13 protein-coding genes are annotated in these 20007 nt (G+C 49.1%); 4 read left to right on the top strand and 9 right to left on the bottom strand.

The window, feature by feature from the left end:
* Positions 1–223: 223 nt before the first annotated feature.
* Complete coding sequence (gene tyrS, locus XMD564_RS05565; RefSeq protein ID WP_173481805.1) at positions 224–1519, bottom strand: tyrosine--tRNA ligase; 1296 nt, start codon at positions 1517–1519, stop codon at positions 224–226.
* Between the two features lie 205 nt (positions 1520–1724).
* Here tyrS and XMD564_RS05560 point away from each other — a divergent pair, with 205 nt between their 5' ends.
* Together XMD564_RS05560 and XMD564_RS05555 are read left to right on the top strand one after the other, a co-directional pair.
* The gene (locus XMD564_RS05560; RefSeq protein ID WP_254442858.1) at positions 1725–3098 is read left to right on the top strand and encodes an OapA family protein; all 1374 of its coding nucleotides are present in this window, start codon (positions 1725–1727) and stop codon (positions 3096–3098) included.
* A 1-nt stretch (position 3099) separates the two neighbouring features.
* A complete protein-coding gene (locus XMD564_RS05555) occupies positions 3100–4185 on the top strand; it encodes an anhydro-N-acetylmuramic acid kinase (protein WP_173498292.1) in 1086 nt (361 codons plus the stop codon).
* On the opposite strand, the gene XMD564_RS05550 is transcribed toward XMD564_RS05555, so the two are convergent.
* The 3 genes from XMD564_RS05550 to argC form a co-directional block, all read right to left on the bottom strand.
* A complete protein-coding gene (locus XMD564_RS05550; RefSeq protein ID WP_173481803.1) occupies positions 4182–4622 on the bottom strand; it encodes a YtoQ family protein in 441 nt (146 codons plus the stop codon). The two genes, XMD564_RS05555 and XMD564_RS05550, sit on opposite strands and share 4 nt — an antisense overlap.
* 62 nt (positions 4623–4684) lie before the next feature.
* Entirely contained in the window at positions 4685–5023 is a 339-nt protein-coding gene (erpA, locus tag XMD564_RS05545) for an iron-sulfur cluster insertion protein ErpA (protein WP_173481802.1), read from the bottom strand.
* 66 nt (positions 5024–5089) lie between these two features.
* Entirely contained in the window at positions 5090–6124 is a 1035-nt protein-coding gene (gene argC, locus XMD564_RS05540) for an N-acetyl-gamma-glutamyl-phosphate reductase (RefSeq protein WP_173481818.1), read from the bottom strand.
* Positions 6125–6304: 180 nt separating this feature from the next.
* Between argC and hemL the strand changes: the two genes are divergently transcribed.
* Both hemL and XMD564_RS05530 read left to right on the top strand, forming a co-directional pair.
* Entirely contained in the window at positions 6305–7588 is a 1284-nt protein-coding gene (gene hemL / locus XMD564_RS05535; RefSeq protein ID WP_173481801.1) for a glutamate-1-semialdehyde 2,1-aminomutase, read from the top strand.
* 6 nt (positions 7589–7594) lie between these two features.
* The gene (locus tag XMD564_RS05530) at positions 7595–8179 is read left to right on the top strand and encodes a hypothetical protein (protein WP_173481800.1); all 585 of its coding nucleotides are present in this window, start codon (positions 7595–7597) and stop codon (positions 8177–8179) included.
* 48 nt (positions 8180–8227) lie between these two features.
* Here the strand turns inward: XMD564_RS05530 and fusA are convergent, their stop codons facing one another.
* From fusA to rpoB, 5 genes are all read right to left on the bottom strand, one after another.
* Positions 8228–10321 (bottom strand): elongation factor G, encoded by a 2094-nt coding sequence (gene fusA, locus XMD564_RS05525; RefSeq protein ID WP_173481799.1) that lies wholly within the window; start codon positions 10319–10321, stop codon positions 8228–8230.
* Positions 10322–10427: 106 nt separating this feature from the next.
* Positions 10428–10898, bottom strand: coding sequence for a 30S ribosomal protein S7 (gene rpsG, locus XMD564_RS05520; RefSeq protein WP_173481798.1), 471 nt, complete (start codon positions 10896–10898; stop codon positions 10428–10430).
* Positions 10899–11045: 147 nt separating this feature from the next.
* Positions 11046–11420 carry a 30S ribosomal protein S12 gene (rpsL, locus tag XMD564_RS05515; protein WP_173481797.1) on the bottom strand — a complete coding sequence of 125 codons (375 nt, stop codon included), beginning with the start codon at positions 11418–11420 and terminating at the stop codon, positions 11046–11048.
* Between the two features lie 111 nt (positions 11421–11531).
* Positions 11532–15758 (bottom strand): DNA-directed RNA polymerase subunit beta', encoded by a 4227-nt coding sequence (gene rpoC / locus XMD564_RS05510; protein ID WP_173481796.1) that lies wholly within the window; start codon positions 15756–15758, stop codon positions 11532–11534.
* Between the two features lie 66 nt (positions 15759–15824).
* Positions 15825–19925, bottom strand: a complete 4101-nt coding sequence (gene rpoB / locus XMD564_RS05505) for a DNA-directed RNA polymerase subunit beta (protein ID WP_173481795.1) — start codon at positions 19923–19925, stop codon at positions 15825–15827.
* Positions 19926–20007 lie beyond the last annotated feature (82 nt).

Genomic DNA, 20007 nt, shown 5'->3' with positions numbered 1-20007 from the left:
TCAAGAAAAACATTACGCTAAATGAATTCACATATAGGTTGCTTGTCTTGTTAAGCTTTTGTGCTCAACCTCAACAAGCGCCCACACGCATTACCTGATTAATTGTTAAAGAGCGTGCCACCGATCTCTTGGTGGCTGCTTGAGTACTCGTCTCAAGCGAGGTGCGTATATTACCGACACCCGATTTTTATTCAACCCCTTTTTTGTAAAAAAACTAACTTTTTTACAAATAAAACAGGTGGTGTTTCTTTTTACCCAGTTTGACTAGGAAATATTTACCAAATAGGCCTGCTTCAGAGCTGAAAATTTCGTTGCCTGACATATTATCGGCCATACCACAGGCACGATCATTTACGATGACAGCGTCACGCTGCAGTGCATCTTTGATCTGCTTACCGGAATTCGCCATACCCGCATCAACCAACAGTGTCGTCAACGGTGTATCCGAAAGATCGGTTGGAACCTGTGTCGCCGGAAGACCATCTTGCTTAAGCTGCTCAAAGTCAGCTTCACTTAACTGACTAATATCACCTGAGAAGAGTGACTCTGTAATTCGCTTAGCCGCTTCTACTGCATCATTACCATGCACCAAGCGTGTCACCTCTTCCGCGAGAATCGCTTGCGCTTGAGGACGACCAGTCGCTGCTTTATCTTCCTCTTCAATGTCAGCAATTCTCTCAACATCTAAGAAAGTGAAGTAACGAAGGAACTTGTAAACATCTGCATCAGCCGTCGACATCCAGAATTGGTAGAAGGCGTAGGGCGATGTTTTAGTCGCATCTAACCAGATAGTACCTGACTCGGTTTTACCAAATTTTGTTCCATCTGACTTGGTTACCAGTGGCAGCGTAATACCGAACACCTGGTTGCCATTCATACGGCGTGATAGTTCGATACCACCAGTAATGTTGCCCCACTGATCAGAACCACCGATCTGTAAAGTACAACCGTGCGACTTATTAAGCTGCTGGAAGTCAAAAGACTGAAGAATCATGTAGGTAAACTCTGTAAAAGAGATACCAGATCCCTCACGATCAATACGCTGTTTTACAGACTCTTTTGCAATCATCGAGTTTACAGAGAAGTGCTTGCCCACATCGCGCAGGAAGGTCAGTACATCCATGCCTCGAGTCCAGTCGAGGTTATTTACAACCTCGGCACTGTTATCGCCGTTATCAAAGCTGATGAACTGACTCACTTGTGCTTTGAGTTTATCCACCCAACCAGCAACCGTTGAATCATCGTTTAACTTTCGCTCCTGTGCTTTAAAGCTCGGATCACCGATCAAACCGGTTGCTCCACCCACAAGAGCCAAAGGCTTATGGCCATACTCTTGAAAACGACGCAATGTTAACAGCGGCACTAGGCTACCAATGTGCAGACTATCTGCCGTCGGATCGAAACCACAATAGAGCGTTACAGAACCCTTCTCTAGGTGTTCCATTAACTCATCTTCACTACTCATTTGCGCGACAAGTCCACGCGACTGAAGTTCAGCGATTAAATTGATATTTGCCATGGTTTGTTTCAATCCGATGTTTGCGGTCTTAATTTGAGAGGCGAGATTCTACCGATTGATCATCTGTTAGACAAATTTGATAAGGGATCCATTTGATTAAAATCATCGCTAAATCGCTTTATCTATCGGAATCTAGATGGAACTTTTATACAATTAACTGTCTAAGGGACAAACACTCTGTTTCAACTAATATCTGGCTGTAGGTTTGGCTAAAAATATTTTCAGAAAAGCGAAGCGATTTCCTAAGATGCACCTTGCCGTTGTTGGGTCTCTGTCGTTTATCGCCTTGATGCTCTCGATACTTCCTTCATCGGAGGTAGAAGCCACTCGATCTCAGATCGAACTTATCTCACCCAAAGCCCTTCCAGAAGCACAACTACCGGTGGCTGAAACCACCTCTTCAACCCTTATAGAACACAATGAGCAAACCTCAGCCACCACTGAAGTGGCAGAACAGCCACCCGCTATTGAGTGGCAACGCTTTAAAGTCAAAAGCGGTGACAACCTAAGCAAAATCTTCAAGCGTGCCGGCCTAGGTGCTAAAGATGTTCATAAGATTGCCCAGGCTGATAAAAAAACCAAGCACTTCAATGCGCTCCGTCCTGGCCAGACGCTCAGTCTTCACATTGAAGATAACCAACTCATCACACTGCGCATTGAAAAGAGCCTGTTAGAGTCAGTTGAGTTTTCGCTGACGGATACGGGTTATCAGCAAGAGACCCTAGTACTTGAACCCGAGATGCGCCAGCGGTTCGTCACTGGAGAGATCTCCAGCTCGCTCTACCTTGCAGCCAAAAGCGCCGGTCTATCTGAGAACATCACCATGAAACTGGCCGAGGTATTTGGCTGGGACATCGATTTTGCTCTGGATATTCGCAAAGGCGACCAGTTTAGAGTGCTGTTTGAAGAGAAGTATTTAGATGGAAAAAGAATTGGCGATGGCGACATTCTTGCCGCGGAGTTCACCAACAACGGTGATACTTTCGCCGCCGTTCGCTATGAAGACTCCAACGGTGACGTAAACTACTTCACTCCGGAAGGCCGCAGTATGCGTAAAGCTTTCCTACGCTCCCCTGTCGACTTCCGCCGAATCAGCTCAGGCTTCACACGCGAGCGCTACCATCCAGTGCTTGGCGTAAAACGTCCTCACCGAGGAACTGATTACGCTGCTAAAACAGGCACACCCATCAAGGCAGCCGGGGATGGCAAAGTTATTTGGCGCGGTACAAAAGGCGGATACGGTCGTACGGTCATTATCCAACACGGTGGCAACATCACTACGCTCTATGGCCACATGAGCAAATACAACAGCAAGGTTAAAAAGGGTTCACGCGTTAAGCAAGGCCAGACCATTGGCTACGTAGGTATGAGCGGCACTGCAACCGGCCCCCACCTGCACTATGAGTTCCGAGTTGCGGGGGTCCATAAGAACCCACAGACGGTGAAACTTCCTGCCGCACAACCGATTGCTAAGAAAGAGCGTGCCAACTTCAATAAAGTGGCTAACGATATGATTGCTTCACTTCAGCAGAAGGCTATTGAGCAACTGATTGCCAGTGAGAGTCGTGCAGCAGAGTAAAATGTTTCTGGGCCTCATGTCCGGCACCAGCTTAGATGGGCTCGACATCGCTCTTTGCTACTTCGAACCTGAGTATCAACTACTGCACTCTCGCTGTTTCGAATTCTCTGACGAACTTAAGCAGCGCATTCTTCCCTTTATGACTGGCCAGCCCCAATCGATTGATCAGCTGATGATCCTAGATAGGGACCTGGCCACTTTTGCTGCGGAAGCCATTCTGATCTTCCTGCATGACCACCGCATTGATCCTAAAGAGGTCAACGCTATTGGCTACCACGGTCAAACCCTACGACATAGACCAGACGAAGGCTGCACTCTGCAGGCAGGTAACCCTCATATTCTGGCCGAGATGACCGGAATCGATGTCATTGCCGACTTCAGACGACGCGACCTTGCAGCAGGTGGTGAAGGAGCGCCTTTGGTACCTGCCTTCCATCATTTCCTAACCGAGAAGATGCGCCGACCCTTTGCCCTTTTGAACCTTGGCGGCATTGCAAACCTCTCTCTGTTTACATCAAACGGAGATATTCAAGGTTTTGATACCGGACCTGCTAACACACTGATCGATCAGTGGATCTACCAACATAAGGGGGTTCACTTTGATGCAGAGGGTGCATGGGCGGCGAGCGGTGATATAAACCAACCCTTGCTTGACGCTCTGTTAGACGAGCCCTATTTCCAAAGAGCCGCCCCAAAAAGCACCGGTCGGGAGACCTTCAATCTAGACTGGCTCAATCATAACCTCGCAGACTTTGATCAGCTACCGCCTGAAGATGTTCAAGCGACATTGACTGAATTAACCGCAGTGACCATTGCTGACGCTCTAAAACAGGCCAAGCTGACAAACTGCCAACTGATTCTGTGTGGCGGTGGCGCGAGAAACGATCATTTAATTGAACGCCTAACAGCACACCTACCTGACTTCACCATTATATCCAGCGACCTATTAGGCTGGTCAGCCGATGCCATGGAAGCCGCTGCCTTTGCTTGGCTAGCTTGGGCTTTTAAAAACAAAAAAGCTGGGAATATCCCAGCTGTGACAGGCGCCTTCGGTGAGCGTCGCCTTGGCGCGCTCTTTCCCGCTTAAGGCTGAAGGACGTAGCGCAACGTCTCCACTACCTGCTCATTCGTCTTGGCCCAGGCTAGAGATTGAGCATCAACCTCTTTAAGTGGGTGAATCAAATCTTCTGCATGCAGAGTAATGTAAGGCTTACCCAAAGCAGCACAGTAGCCTGCATCGAATGCAGCATTCCACTGCTTATACTTGTCACCAAAACGAATCACAACCAGATCAGCTTGTTCGATCATCCCTTTGGTTCTAATTAGGTTCACTTTGGATGACTGGTGATCACGCCAGAAATTATCTGACTGCTCTCCCAAGTGGTCGCCGGCAGCATCACTGGCAGGGTGATCAGTGACCGGAGCCAAATAGGTAATATCCAGACCCAATGCTTCAGTACCTTGGCGAATCACATCACGCCAATCGGTATGAATTTCACCCGACATATACACTTTGTAACTCATGATAGCCCCCTAATAAAAAAGCCAGCCACTCTTGCTAGGAGCCGCTGGCCTATAGCATTCATTTAAATTGAGAAAGATGAACCACAACCACAGGTCGTTGTTGCATTAGGATTGTTGATCACGAACTGGGAACCCTGTAGACCCTCTTTGTAATCCACCTCTGCACCCACAAGATATTGAAAGCTCATCGGATCAACCACCATGGTCACTCCCGCATTCTCAACCACAGTATCATCTTCAGCCACAGACTCATCGAAAGTGAAGCCGTACGAAAAACCTGCACAGCCACCACCAGTAATGAAGACGCGCAACTTTAGGTTATCGTTCTGCTCCTCTTCAATCAGAGTACGTACCTTATTTGCAGCAGAGTCAGTAAAGATCATATCGGCATCAGCGGACATGAATACACACCTCAAAATTCATTGGAATGGGTGAATTCTCACAAAACCAAGTAAAACAGTCAAGAATTATGGCATCAACGCTACGTTAGTGAGGCCTGCATTCTCTTTTAGGCCAAACATAATGTTCATGATCTGAATTGCCTGACCAGAAGCACCTTTCACTAAGTTATCGATGACTGAGAGAACCACGACCGTATCATCATCTTGTGGACGGTGAACGCTGATACGACAGAAGTTAGACCCTTTTACACTGCGAGTCTCAGGGTGAGAACCTGCAGGCAACACATCGACAAAAGGCTCGTTGGCATAACGTGCTTCAAAGAGCTCTTGCAGACCCGAATCAACAGGGTCTTTCAACGTAGAGTAGAGCGTCGCGTGAATACCACGAATCATCGGCGTCAAATGAGGTACAAAGGTTAAACCGACCGGCTTACCCGCCGCCCAAGTGAGTCCTTGGCGAATTTCAGGGAGGTGGCGGTGGCCAGGCACACCATAGGCTTTAAAACTCTCGCTCGACTCACACAGCAATGTACCAACACTGGCGCCACGACCGGCACCGGATACACCCGACTTACAGTCGGCAATCAAACGGCGTGTATCAACCAAACCCGCTTCTAGTAGCGGCAAAAAGCCCAGCTGAGTCGCGGTGGGGTAACAGCCAGCACAAGCAATTAACTGCGCATCTTTAATCTGCTCCCGATTCAACTCAGGTAAACCGTAGACCGCTTTCTCAACCAGGTCTGGGCAGCTGTGGTCCAGCTTGTACCACTTCTCCCAAAGCGGTACATCCTTGATTCGGAAGTCAGCACCCAGATCGATCACGCGCACACCACGGTCAACTAACGCCGGCGCCATCGACATGGCAACACCGTGCGGCGTTGCAAAGAAGACAACATCACAGGCGGCCAAGCGGTCAACATCTGGCACGGTAAACTCTAGATCGTAATGACCACGAAGATTGGGGAACATATCAGCAACTGGCATACCCTCTTCAGAGCGGGAGGTAATCACCTCGACAGAGACTTCTGAATGGTTGGCCAACAGTCTAAGCAGTTCAACGCCGGTATAACCCGTGCCACCCACAATACCTACTTTAATCACGATAGTTCCACGCTCCATGTTAGCCATACTGACTGAGTCTTAAGAATTCAGGTGCTGTATAATACGCCACAGTGATTTCCAACTCCAGATTCACGATCCAAGGGATTTGTTCAGGCGTACTACTGACACTCCCTTGCTGGCTGTGGATAATGGTCAAAAATGTTTACCGAGGTTAAGTTGATGTCTAAGTCAGAACAGTTATTTGAAGCCGCCCAGAAACACATCCCAGGCGGTGTTAACTCACCCGTTCGTGCGTTCAAAGGTGTCGGTGGCACACCGGTCTTTGTTAAACGTGCCGAAGGCGCTTACATCTTCGACGAAGATGACAAACAGTACATCGACTACATCGGCTCTTGGGGCCCTATGCTGTTTGGCCACAACTACCCTCCTGTGATCGATGCGGTGCGTGATGCCCTAAACCACGGCATCTCTTTCGGTGCACCAACAGCAATCGAAACAGAGATGGCAGACAAAATTTGTGAGCTTGTACCCTCAATGGAGATGGTTCGCATGACCAGCTCGGGTACTGAAGCGACCATGAGTGCCATCCGATTAGCGCGAGGTTACACCGGTCGCGATAAGATCGTTAAATTTGAAGGCTGCTACCACGGTCATTCCGATTCACTGCTGGTCAAAGCGGGCTCAGGAGCACTGACACTGGGCGAACCAAACTCACCTGGAGTGCCTGCTGCACTGGCGGAGCACACCATCACACTGCAGTTTAACAACCTAGAGAGTGTCAAACAGGCCTTCGCTGAAGTGGGTAAAGAGATTGCGTGCATCATCGTTGAGCCAGTCGCTGGCAACATGAACTGTATCCCTCCAGTAGAAGGATTCTTGGAAGGCTTGCGTGCCATCTGTGATGAATACGAAACCGTTTTGATCTTTGACGAGGTGATGAGTGGCTTCCGCGTAGCGCGCGGCGGTGCACAAGAGCTTTATGGTGTCACACCTGATCTTACCACTCTAGGCAAGATCATTGGCGGCGGCATGCCCGTTGGCGCCTTTGGTGGCAAACTGGAGATCATGCATCAGATCGCGCCACTGGGCCCTGTTTACCAAGCGGGCACCCTATCAGGCAACCCTCTAGCCATGCGTGCCGGCCTTGCTATGCTAACCGCGATGGAGCGTGAAGGCTTGTACGAAGAGTTAAGCGCGAAGACAGAATACCTCACCGAAGGGTTGAAGGCAGTAGCGGCTAAAAACGGCATCTCTGTGACCACGACCGCAGTAGGTGGTATGTTTGGTCTGTTCTTCACCGATCGTGAGAACATCACTGGGTTTAGTGATGCAACCGCCTGTGATGTTGAAGCGTTCGGAAAGTTCTTCCACCACATGCTCGACGAAGGAGTCTATCTGGCACCTTCAGCGTATGAAGCGGGCTTCCTTTCCGCCGCTCATACAGAGGCTGACCTAGACGCAACCATTGCAGCGGCTGACCGCGCCTTTGCGAAACTGGGGTAATCTACGATGACTCTGTTGGGGCAAATACTCCTGTTGCTAGCAGCCATCGCTAGCACGCTCTACCTCTTCAGAGGGACGCAAGATGACCTCGATAGCAGCAGTGAGATCAAAGTCACTCGACTCTCACTGCTGAGCATGATCATTGCACTCATTGGCAGCTTCACCCTGACCAGTGACTCCATGGACAGTTCGACACTGCTTCGGATACTGAACAATTTGGCCCTCTATGCAGGGGCCCCTATGATGGCTAGCGCACTGCTGGCACGTGCGGTGCAGCGCAGCTTCACCATGCAAACCTGGGGGCGTTACCTACTGGCACTGATTGCCCTGTTTGAGCTCTGCCGTAGAATGGATGCCGGAGCAGGTTACGCTATGGTGTTGGCTATTGTTCTAATAGGTGCATTAGGAGCAGCTGCCTTTCTTAGCAAAATCAGATCCCAACGAGCTTCGTTTTTGAGTGCTGCACTTTTACTGGCAATCGCTATTTTCAGCTGGAAAGCCAACACCTCTGATCTACTACTCTACTTAGCCCTTAGTTTGACGCTTCTGTTTGCCTCCAAAGGATTGAAGGCCAAAGCTTCACAGGCATAAAAAAGCAGAGGCGGTAAACCGGCTCTGCTTTTTAATCACTGATATCAATTAGTAGCGGTTCAACATGCCATCAAGGATGTTTTTCGGCGCTTCTGCGTAGTTTTCAAACTCCATTGAGTAGGTCGCACGACCCTGGGATGCTGAACGAAGATCGGTCGCATAACCGAACATCTCACCCAGTGGCACTGCAGCACGAATCACCTTGCCTGATGTCGTATCTTCCATACCCTGAACCAGACCACGACGGCGGTTAAGGTCACCCATCACGTCACCCATGTACTCTTCAGGTGTCACGACTTCCACTTTCATCATCGGCTCTAGAAGACAAGGATCAGCTTCCATAGCGTACTTTTTAAGTGCTTGTGATGCGGCGATCTTGAAGGCCATCTCATTAGAGTCGACATCGTGGAAAGAGCCGTCGTAAAGACGCGCTTTCAGACCGATCAATGGGTAGCCCGCAAGAACACCGTTCTTCATCTGCTCAGAGATACCTTTCTCGATCGCAGGAATGTACTCTTTTGGAATCGCACCACCGACGATCTCATTGATGAACTCCAACCCTTCGTCATCACTTGGCGAGAACTCAACGACAACGTGACCATACTGACCACGACCACCTGACTGGCGGGCAAACTTGTGGTTTGCAACAACACTGCTGCGGATCTTCTCACGGTAAGCCACCTGAGGCTTACCGATGTTCGCTTCAACCTTGAACTCACGTTTCATACGGTCAACGATGATGTCTAGGTGAAGCTCTCCCATACCCGAAATAATGGTCTGGCCTGTCTCTTGATCGGTCTCAACACGGAAGGATGGATCCTCCTGCGCCAATTTGCCCAGTGCCAAGCCCATCTTCTCTTGATCCGCTTGTGATTTAGGCTCAACCGCAACCGAGATCACTGGCTCAGGGAACTCCATACGCTCTAGAACGATCTTCTTGTCAGCATCACACAGCGTATCACCTGTGGTCACATCTTTAAGACCGATCATCGCAGCGATGTCGCCTGCACGAACCTCTTTAATCTCTTCACGGCTGTTAGCGTGCATCTGCACCATACGACCGATGCGCTCTTTCTTCTGCTTAACCGAGTTATAAACGCTGTCACCAGATACCAACACACCTGAGTAGACACGAACGAAGGTCAAGGTTCCCACAAAGGGATCGGTAGCGATCTTGAATGCCAGTGATGCGAACGGCGCGTTGTCATCCGCTTCACGCGTTTCAACGGTCTCAGCAGCATCATCCAATGTACCTTCGATCGCTTTGACCTCAGTCGGCGATGGTAGGTACTCAATAACCGCATCGAGTACTGCTTGAACGCCTTTGTTCTTGAACGCAGAACCGGCTAGCATCAAAACAATCTCGTTATTCAGAGTACGCTGACGCAGACCCGCTTTAATCTCATCAATAGATAGCTCACCCTCTTCAAGGTACTTATCCATCAACTCTTCATTGGCTTCGGCCGCCGCTTCTAGCAGCTCTTCACGAAGCTCTTCGGCACGGTCCTGTAGATCAGCTGGAATCTCTTCCAGATCATAGGTCATACCTTGATCGGCTTCGTTCCACATGATCGCTTTCATGCTGATCAGGTCAACGACGCCTTTGAATTCATCTTCAGCACCAATCGGAATATTAATAGGTACTGGTACAGCACCCAGGCGCTGTTTAAGCTGATCAACCACCATGTAGAAATCTGCACCGGCACGGTCCATCTTGTTCACAAACACCATACGAGGTACTTCGTACTTGTTTGCTTGACGCCATACCGTTTCAGTCTGCGGCTGAACACCCGAAGAGGCACAGAGCACAACAACGGCACCATCCAGTACACGCAGTGAACGCTCTACCTCAATGGTAAAGTCAACGTGCCCAGGAGTATCAATGATGTTAACGCGGTGCTCATCGAACTGCTGATTCATCCCTTTCCAGAAACAGGTTGTCGCAGCCGAGGTAATGGTGATACCACGCTCCTGCTCTTGCTCCATCCAGTCCATGGTTGCAGCGCCATCGTGCACTTCACCGATCTTGTGTGACATGCCTGTGTAGAACAGAACGCGTTCGGTTGTTGTCGTTTTACCAGCATCTACGTGAGCACAGATACCAATGTTACGGTAACGATTAATTGGGGTAGTACGAGCCATTGATCAAACTCCTGAAACGTAAAAAGCCCTCGTCATAAACGAAGGCTTTAAAAAAGCGAATTTAAAGCTGGCGAAATGATAACACCATTTCGCCAGATAAAAACGCTTAGAAGCGGAAGTGTGCGAACGCTTTGTTAGCGTCAGCCATGCGGTGAACGTCTTCACGTTTCTTAACCGCAGCGCCACGGCCTTCAGCCGCGTCTAGTAGCTCGCCCGCTAGACGAAGAGACATGTCTTTTTCGCCACGCTTACGCGATGCGTCAACCAGCCAACGCATTGCAAGCGCCATACGACGTGATGGACGAACTTCAACAGGTACTTGGTAAGTTGCACCACCAACGCGGCGAGACTTAACTTCGACCATAGGCTGAACAGTTTCCAACGCTTTATCAAACAGTTCCAAAGGATCTGCTTTAGTACGCTCTTCAACTTTCGCTAGAGCGCCGTAAACGATGCTCTCTGCTACAGATTTTTTACCGCTAATCATCAAGTGGTTGATGAATTTAGCCAGTGTGATGTTTCCGAATTTAGGATCCGGTAGAATTTCGCGCTTTGCAGCGACGCGTCTTCTTGGCATGGATAAGCCCTCAATAAATCGTTTAAAAGGTCTTCAGGTTACTCAGGCAATTAAGCCTGCCCTTACTCTTATCGTCTCGGTCTAGCTACCAGCGCGGACTAGGTCCTGCTTAACAGCTTCGCCGACTCTCATAGAGAGTAGACGAACTTAAGACTTAGGACGCTTAGCACCGTACTTAGAGCGGCCCTGTTTACGGTCGTTAACGCCCGCACAGTCAAGCGCACCACGTACAGTGTGGTAACGTACACCAGGTAGGTCTTTAACACGGCCACCACGGATAAGAACAACACTGTGCTCCTGTAGGTTGTGACCTTCACCACCGATGTATGAAGAAACTTCGAAACCGTTAGTAAGACGAACACGACAAACTTTACGTAGTGCTGAGTTCGGTTTCTTAGGTGTAGTAGTGTAAACGCGGGTACATACGCCACGACGTTGAGGACAAGCTTCTAATGCACGAACATCAGACTTCTCTACAACGCGTTTACGTGGTTTGCGCACCAGCTGGTTGATAGTTGCCATTAAGCAAACTCCACGTTTAGTTAAACAACAAAAGACTAGGACCGAAGCCCTAGTCATTCAGGGGGCGAAATTTTAATCAATTCCACCCCTTCTCGTCAACGTCTTCTGAAATTATTCAGAATCTTCCACTGAAGCGTTCAATGCTTCAGTCAAAGCTGCTTGTACTTCTTCAGCACTTACAGTGACGCTAGATTCTGTATCCTGCATACGTTTGCGTTTGCGTTCGCTGTGGTATGCAAGACCAGTACCGGCTGGGATCAGACGACCCACAACCACGTTCTCTTTCAGACCGCGCAAGTAATCTTTCTTGCCGGTTACTGCACCTTCCGTTAGGACACGAGTTGTCTCCTGGAACGACGCTGCAGAGATGAACGACTCTGTTGCCAGAGAGGCTTTAGTAATACCTAGAAGCACACGTTCAAACTTAGCTGGCTGCTTACCTTCAGCAACCAATTTTTCGTTTGCGATTGTCACATCTACGAATTCAGCCTGTTCACCCTGAATGAATTCAGAATCACCGCTATCTAGGATCTCTACCTTGCGAAGCATCTGACGCACAATCACTTCGATGTGCTTGTCGTTGATGCCTACACCCTGTAGACGGTAAACGTCTTGGATCTCAGAAACGATGTATTTAGCTAGCTCTTCTACGCCCAATACGTGCAGGATATCGTGTGCACTTGATGGACCATCTGAGATCACCTCACCCTTCTCAACTGTCTCACCTTCGAAGACGTTAAGCGAGCGCCACTTCTGAATCATCACTTCGATTGGATCCGCACCATCAGTTGGAGTGATCACAATACGACGCTTACCTTTGGTCTCTTTACCAAAGCTGACAGTACCTGAAATCTCAGCAAGCACAGCCGCTTCTTTTGGTTTACGCGCTTCGAATAGATCCGCTACGCGTGGAAGACCACCGGTGATATCTTTGTTGACAGTACCCTCTTGTGGTAGACGTGCTAGGACGTCACCAACACCCACATCTGCACCATCTTGAAGGTTCAAGATCGCATTAGGTGGCAGCATGTACTGTGCAGGCATTGCTGTACCAGCGTGAAGAACGTCTTCACCCTTGGCATCAACAAGCTTGATCATTGGACGGATATCTTTACCTGCCTGTGGGCGGTCTTTGATATCCAATACTTCGATCGTAGTTAGACCTGTTAGCTCATCCGCTTGGCGCTTAACAGTGATGCCGTCTTCAAGACCAGCAAACTGAATGCGACCCGCAACCTCGGTTACGATTGGGTGAGTGTGCGGATCCCAGTTAGCAATGATTGCGCCTGCTTCGACAGTGTCGCCATCTTTCGCTTTGATCACTGCACCGTAAGGTACTTTGTAACGCTCGCGCTCACGACCGTGCTCATCGGTTACACCGATCTCACCAGATCGTGAAGAAGCGACTAGGTTGCCATCTGCACGCTCAACGGTTTTAAGGTTGTGTAGACGAATTTCACCGCCGTTCTTAACCTGGATGTTATCGACAGCAGCTGCTCGTGATGCCGCACCACCGATGTGGAAGGTACGCATGGTAAGCTGTGTACCCGGCTCACCGATTGACTGTGCAGCGATAACGCCGACAGCTTCACCGATGTTAACCTTGTGACCGCGACCTAGGTCACGACCGTAACAGCTTGAACAGATACCGTGGTGTGATTCACAGGTAATAGCAGAACGAACGATCACTTCATCGATCGAGCTGTAAGTATCGTCATTATCTAGACGTGCTACCCAAGCTTCATCCATCAATGTACCCGCAGGGATCAATACATCTTTACCCTGTGGATCAAGAACGTCTTGTGCAATAACACGACCAAGAACACGCTCACCTAGACCAACAACTACGTCGCCGCCTTCGATTAGCGCCTGGATCACTAGACCCTCTTCAGTGCCACAATCTTGCTCTGTGATAACCACATCCTGAGCAACGTCTACTAGACGACGAGTTAGGTAACCCGAGTTCGCAGTCTTAAGTGCCGTATCGGCTAGACCCTTACGAGCACCGTGAGTCGAGATGAAGTACTGAAGTACGTTTAGTCCTTCACGGAAGTTAGCCGTGATCGGTGTCTCGATGATCGAGCCATCTGGCTTAGCCATCAGACCACGCATACCTGCTAGCTGACGAATCTGAGCCGCACTACCACGTGCGCCTGAGTCGGCCATCATGTAGACAGAGTTGAAAGACTCTTGCTCTTCCTGCTCGCCTTCAGCGTTGATCACTGTGTCAGACTTCAGGTTGTCCATCATCTTCTTAGCAAGCAATTCGTTTGCACGAGACCAGATATCGACAACCTTGTTGTATTTCTCACCCTGAGTAACAAGACCGTCTGCGAACTGACGCTCGATCTCTTTCACTTCAGTGTCGGCTTCAGCAACAATGTTCACTTTCTCATCTGGGATAACGAAATCGTTAACACCGATCGATGCACCTGAAAGCGCTGCTTGACGGAAGCCCATGTACATTAGCTGGTCAGCAAAGATAACCGTATCCTTCAGACCACAACGACGGTACGCCTCGTTAAGAAGACGCGAGATCGCTTTCTTCTTCATCGCCTGGTTGATCAGTTCGAACGGAAGACCCGTTGGAACGATATCAAACAGCATTGCACGACCCACTGTCGTATCAACGATTGCAGTGCGAGACTCTTCGTTACCTTCGATGTCGCGGATCGTTTCGTTGATACGAACCTTCACGCGAGCCTGTAGGTGAACCTGTTTAGCACCATACGCACGCTGAACCTCTTTGATATCAGAGAATGCCATGCCTTCGCCCTGCGCATTGATGCGCTCACGAGTCATGTAGTACAGACCCAATACCACGTCCTGTGAAGGAACGATGATCGGCTCACCATTTGATGGCGAAAGAATGTTGTTGGTAGACATCATCAAAGCACGAGCTTCAAGCTGCGCTTCGATCGTCAACGGTACGTGTACCGCCATCTGGTCACCGTCGAAGTCGGCGTTATACGCAGCACACACAAGTGGGTGTAGCTGGATCGCTTTACCTTCGATCAAAACAGGCTCAAATGCCTGGATACCAAGACGGTGAAGTGTCGGTGCACGGTTTAGAAGAACTGGATGCTCACGGATAACCTCATCAAGGATATCCCATACAAGCGGCTCTTCACGCTCAACCATCTTCTTAGCGGCTTTAATCGTAGTTGCGTAACCACGAAGCTCTAGCTTAGAGAAGATAAATGGCTTGAATAACTCAAGAGCCATCTTCTTAGGAAGACCACACTGGTGAAGACGCAGTGATGGGCCAACCACGATTACAGAACGACCAGAGTAGTCAACACGCTTACCTAGAAGGTTCTGACGGAAACGACCCTGCTTACCTTTGATCATGTCAGCAAGCGACTTCAGAGGACGCTTGTTAGAGCCAGTGATGGCACGACCACGACGACCGTTATCAAGCAACGCATCGACAGATTCCTGCAACATACGTTTTTCGTTACGTACGATGATATCTGGAGCGTTAAGGTCTAGAAGACGCTTCAAACGGTTGTTACGGTTGATCACACGACGGTATAGATCGTTAAGATCAGAGGTTGCGAAACGACCACCGTCCAGTGGTACTAGTGGACGTAGATCTGGTGGTAGAACTGGAAGAACTTTTAGGATCATCCACTCTGGGTTGTTACCAGACTTGTAGAACGCTTCAAGTAGCTTAAGACGCTTAGACATCTTCTTAAGCTTAGTTTCTGAGTTAGTCGCAGGAATCTCTTCACGAAGAACTGAGATCTCAGCTTCTAGATCGATTGACTTTAGAAGTTCGCCGATCGCTTCAGCACCCATACGAGCGTCAAAGTCATCACCGAACTCTTCCAGTGCTTCAAAGTACTGCTCGTCGTTCATTAGCTGACCGCGCTGAAGCGTCGTCATGCCTTCATCGATCACAACAAATGATTCGAAGTAGAGAACGCGCTCGATGTCACGAAGGGTCATATCTAGCATCAAGCCGATACGAGACGGTAGTGACTTAAGGAACCAGATGTGTGCAACTGGAGAGGCTAGCTCGATGTGACCCATGCGCTCACGACGCACTTTAGTCATTGTCACTTCAACGCCACACTTCTCACAGATAACACCACGGTGCTTCATGCGCTTGTACTTACCACATAGACATTCGTAATCCTTTACAGGACCGAAAATCTTGGCACAGAACAGACCGTCACGCTCTGGTTTGAATGTACGGTAGTTAATCGTCTCAGGTTTTTTAACCTCACCATAAGACCATGAACGAATCATGTCTGGTGAAGCCAGAGAGATACGGATCGAATCGAACTCGTCGCTCTGACTTTGAGTCTTCAACAGATTAAGTAAATCTTTCATTATCTATAGCTCCTCACGGGAGGGGGCTGCAGCACTTGGCATACAGCCCGATGTTCAATTAGGCCCTTACTCGTTCTCTAGCTCGATATCGATACCGAGAGAACGGATCTCTTTGATCAGCACGTTAAATGATTCAGGCATGCCTGGATCCATGCTGTGGTCGCCATCGACGATGTTCTTATACATCTTCGTACGACCATTCACGTCATCGGATTTGACTGTGAGCATCTCTTGAAGCGTGTAAGCTGCGCCGTACGCTTCCAGTGCCCAAACCTCCATCTCACCGAAGCGCTGACCACCGAACTGAGCTTTACCACCCAGCGGCTGCTGAGTAACAAGGCTGTAAGAGCCGGTTGAACGTGCGTGCATCTTGTCATCAACCAAGTGGTTAAGTTTCAGCATGTACATGTAGCCAACAGTCACTGGACGGTCGAACTTGTCGCCTGTGCGACCATCGAACAGATCCACCTGTCCACTATCATTCATGTCTGCAAGACGCAGCAGCGCTTTGATTTCAGATTCTTTAGCACCATCAAAGACTGGAGTCGCTAGTGGAACACCCGCTTTGAGGTTGTCAGCCAGAGCCAAGATCTCGTCATCGCTGAATGACTTAAGATCTTCTTTACGAGCACACTCTAGGCCGCTGTGCTGTGCGTTGTAGACGGCTTCAAGGAATTCACGAACTTCCTTAACTTTTTCAGCCTTCTTACGCTCAACTTCCAGCATGGTGTTGATCTTACGACCAAGACCTTTCGCTGCAGCACCCATGTGAGTCTCAAGGATCTGACCTACGTTCATACGAGACGGTACACCTAGCGGGTTTAGAACCACATCAACTGGCTCACCGTTCTCATCGTAAGGCATGTCTTCGACAGGCATGATAACTGAGATAACACCCTTGTTACCGTGACGACCTGCCATCTTGTCACCAGGCTGTACGCGACGCTTAGTTGCTACGTACACCTTAACAATCTTAAGTACGCCAGGCGCTAGATCATCACCCGTCTGAAGTTTGCTCTTCTTATCTTCGAAGCGCTTATCCAGCATTTCGCGACGCTCTTCAAGCTGCTTCTTAGCCGCTTCAAGCATCTCTGCTGCTGCACTGTCAGATACGCGAATCTTGAACCACTCATCGTGTTTAAGTTCAGCAAGGAATTCAGACGTGATCTCTTGACCCTTCTTAAGACCAGCACCACCGTCAGCTTTAAGGCCAACTAGCGTACGCTCAAGACGTTCGAAGGTTGCCACTTCAACAATGCGGAACTCGTCATCAAGGTCTTTACGGATGCTTGCAAGTTCAGCTTGCTCGATAGCGATTGCACGCTCATCTTTTTCAACACCGTCACGAGTGAAGACCTGAACGTCGATAACCTTACCAACAGTACCTGTCTTAACACGTAGAGAGGTGTCTTTAACATCAGACGCTTTCTCACCGAAGATCGCACGCAGTAGCTTCTCTTCAGGAGTCAATTGAGTTTCGCCTTTAGGCGTTACTTTACCTACTAGAATGTCACCAGGACCTACTTCTGCACCAATGTGCACGATGCCTGATTCGTCTAGTTTAGCGAGTGCAGATTCACCAACATTCGGGATATCCGCAGTAATCTCTTCAGAGCCTAGCTTAGTGTCACGAGAGACACAGGTTAGCTCTTGAATGTGGATCGTAGTGAAACGATCTTCTTGAACAACACGCTCAGAGATTAGGATCGAGTCCTCGAAGTTGAAACCGTTCCAAGGCATGAACGCGATACGCATGTTCTGGCCAAGGGCTAGCTCACCAAGGTCAACCGATGGACCATCGGCTAGGATATCACCACGTGATACCTGCTCACCTAGGTTAACGATTGCGCGCTGGTTGATACATGTGTTCTGGTTCGAACGCACGTACTTAGTTAGGTTGTAGATATCTACACCTGCATCGCCAGCAGTAATTTCGTCATCGTTAACGCGAACAACCACACGGCTTGCGTCAACAGATTCAATAACACCGCCACGCTTAGCAACCACACAGACACCCGAGTCACGAGCAATGTTGCGCTCGATACCGGTACCAACAAGCGGCTTATCAGCCTTCAGTGTTGGAACAGCCTGACGTTGCATGTTCGATCCCATCAATGCACGGTTCGCATCATCGTGCTCAAGGAACGGGATAAGAGCTGCCGCAACCGACACAACCTGACGTGGTGAAACGTCCATGTATTGTACGCGCTCTTTAGGCATTACAGTTGTTTCGTTCAGGTGACGAACAGTGACCAGCTCATCAGTCAGTTTGTTCTTCGCATCCACCGTTGCCGAAGCCTGTGCGATAACGAAGTTAGACTCTTCAATAGCTGATAGGTAATCGATGTCGTCTGTTACCTGACCATCAACAACGCGACGGTAAGGAGTCTCTAGAAAGCCGTAGTTGTTTGTACGAGCAAACACAGCTAACGAGTTAATCAGACCGATGTTTGGACCTTCAGGAGTCTCGATAGGACATACACGACCGTAGTGAGTTGGGTGTACGTCACGAACCTCGAAGCCCGCGCGCTCACGCGTTAGACCACCTGGGCCTAGTGCAGAGACACGACGCTTGTGAGTTACTTCGGAAAGCGGGTTGTTCTGGTCCATGAACTGTGACAGCTGCGACGAGCCAAAGAACTCTTTAATGGCAGCAGCAACTGGCTTAGCGTTGATCAGATCCTGAGGCATCAGGTTGTCTGATTCAGCCATGCTTAGGCGCTCACGTACAGCACGTTCTACACGAACAAGACCGACACGGAATTGGTTCTCAGCCATCTCACCAACTGAACGGATACGACGGTTACCAAGGTGGTCGATATCGTCAACAACGCCTTTACCGTTACGGATCTCGATCAGTGTCTTCATAACATCTAGGATGTCATCTTTAGACAGAATGCCTGAACCTGTCTCCTCTTCACGACCAAGACGGCGGTTGAACTTCATGCGACCTACCGCAGAAAGATCGTAGCGCTCTTCAGAGAAGAATAGATTTTCAAATAGTGATTCTGCTGACTCTTTCGTTGGTGGCTCACCAGGACGCATCATGCGGTAGATCTCTACCAATGCTTCTAGCTGGTTACGAGTCGGGTCAATACGAAGAGTGTCAGAAACGAATGGACCACAATCCAATTCGTTAGTGTAAAGCGTTTCGAAACGTTCGATCTTAGCTTCTTGAAGCTTAGCTACCGCCTCTTCAGTCAGCTCGGTGTTACAAGGAAGCAGTACTTCACCTGTAGCAGGATCAACGATATCTTTAGCTAGAGCTTTGCCCACTAGGTACTCTGCAGGAGTCTCTAGTTGAGTCATACCCTCTTTCTGCATCTGACGGATGTGGCGCGGAGTGATACGGCGACCCGCTTCAACAATCACATCACCTTTAGGTGTAAGGATCTCGAAGCTCATTGTTTCACCACGTAGGCGCTCAGGAATAAGATCCATCTGAATCTTATCTTTCGATAGATTCCAGCCAGTCGTGTCAAAGAAGATATCTAGAATCTCTTCTGCTTGGAAACCAAGCGCGCGCATCAAGATAGTCGCAGGCAGTTTACGGCGACGGTCGATACGAACAAATAGAGAGTCTTTTGGATCAAACTCGAAGTCGAGCCAAGAACCACGGTAAGGAATGATTCGAGCAGAGTAAAGCAATTTGCCCGATGAGTGTGTTTTACCCTTGTCGTGATCGAAGAATACACCAGGTGAACGGTGGAGCTGCGATACGATTACGCGCTCAGTACCATTGACAACAAAGGTACCATTCTCAGTCATGAGCGGCATTTCGCCCATGTAAACTTCTTGCTCTTTAATGTCTTTAACCGCTTTCGTAGACGAATCGCGATCGTAGATCACCAGACGCACTTTAACGCGTAGTGGCGCTGCGTAGGTGATACCACGCTGCTGACACTCTTTTACGTCAAAGACAGGCTCACCTAGGCGATAACCAGCGTATTCCAAAGCAGCGTTTCCAGAGTAAGAAACGATTGGGAATACAGAATTGAATGCGGCATGAAGCCCCTCTTCGGTGCGACCTTCAGAAGTAGCGCCCGCCTCTAGAAACTTACGATATGAATCCAGCTGTGTCGCGAGCAGGTAAGGTAGTTCCATTACCTGACCGAGTTTACTGAAATCCTTTCGGATACGTTTCTTCTCAGTGTATGAATAAGCCATCAGTGTTCCCCAGCATGTGCATCTAGGTTGAGAAACCAAACTCGATAAATTATCGAGCAATTCGTTCCGTTAAAAAGTCTAT

Origin of the sequence: Marinobacterium sp. xm-d-564 (assembly GCF_013283345.1) — a bacterium.
In the GTDB taxonomy this organism is placed as follows: domain Bacteria; phylum Pseudomonadota; class Gammaproteobacteria; order Pseudomonadales; family Balneatricaceae; genus Marinobacterium_E.
The sequence above is the reverse complement of the archived record's forward strand: the minus strand, read 5'-3'. Positions and strand labels throughout refer to the sequence as shown.

What these genes read in the sequence shown, in the direction of transcription:
- tyrS (WP_173481805.1), bottom strand. Translation starts at nt 1,519, where the DNA reads ATGGCAAATATCAATTTAATCGCTGAACTTCAGTCGCGTGGACTTGTC.
- XMD564_RS05555 (WP_173498292.1), top strand. Translation starts at nt 3,100, where the DNA reads ATGTTTCTGGGCCTCATGTCCGGCACCAGCTTAGATGGGCTCGACATC.
- XMD564_RS05550 (WP_173481803.1), bottom strand. Translation starts at nt 4,622, where the DNA reads ATGAGTTACAAAGTGTATATGTCGGGTGAAATTCATACCGATTGGCGT.
- erpA (WP_173481802.1), bottom strand. Translation starts at nt 5,023, where the DNA reads ATGTCCGCTGATGCCGATATGATCTTTACTGACTCTGCTGCAAATAAG.
- hemL (WP_173481801.1), top strand. Translation starts at nt 6,305, where the DNA reads ATGTCTAAGTCAGAACAGTTATTTGAAGCCGCCCAGAAACACATCCCA.
- XMD564_RS05530 (WP_173481800.1), top strand. Translation starts at nt 7,595, where the DNA reads ATGACTCTGTTGGGGCAAATACTCCTGTTGCTAGCAGCCATCGCTAGC.
- fusA (WP_173481799.1), bottom strand. Translation starts at nt 10,321, where the DNA reads ATGGCTCGTACTACCCCAATTAATCGTTACCGTAACATTGGTATCTGT.
- rpsG (WP_173481798.1), bottom strand. Translation starts at nt 10,898, where the DNA reads ATGCCAAGAAGACGCGTCGCTGCAAAGCGCGAAATTCTACCGGATCCT.
- rpsL (WP_173481797.1), bottom strand. Translation starts at nt 11,420, where the DNA reads ATGGCAACTATCAACCAGCTGGTGCGCAAACCACGTAAACGCGTTGTA.
- rpoC (WP_173481796.1), bottom strand. Translation starts at nt 15,758, where the DNA reads ATGAAAGATTTACTTAATCTGTTGAAGACTCAAAGTCAGAGCGACGAG.
- rpoB (WP_173481795.1), bottom strand. Translation starts at nt 19,925, where the DNA reads ATGGCTTATTCATACACTGAGAAGAAACGTATCCGAAAGGATTTCAGT.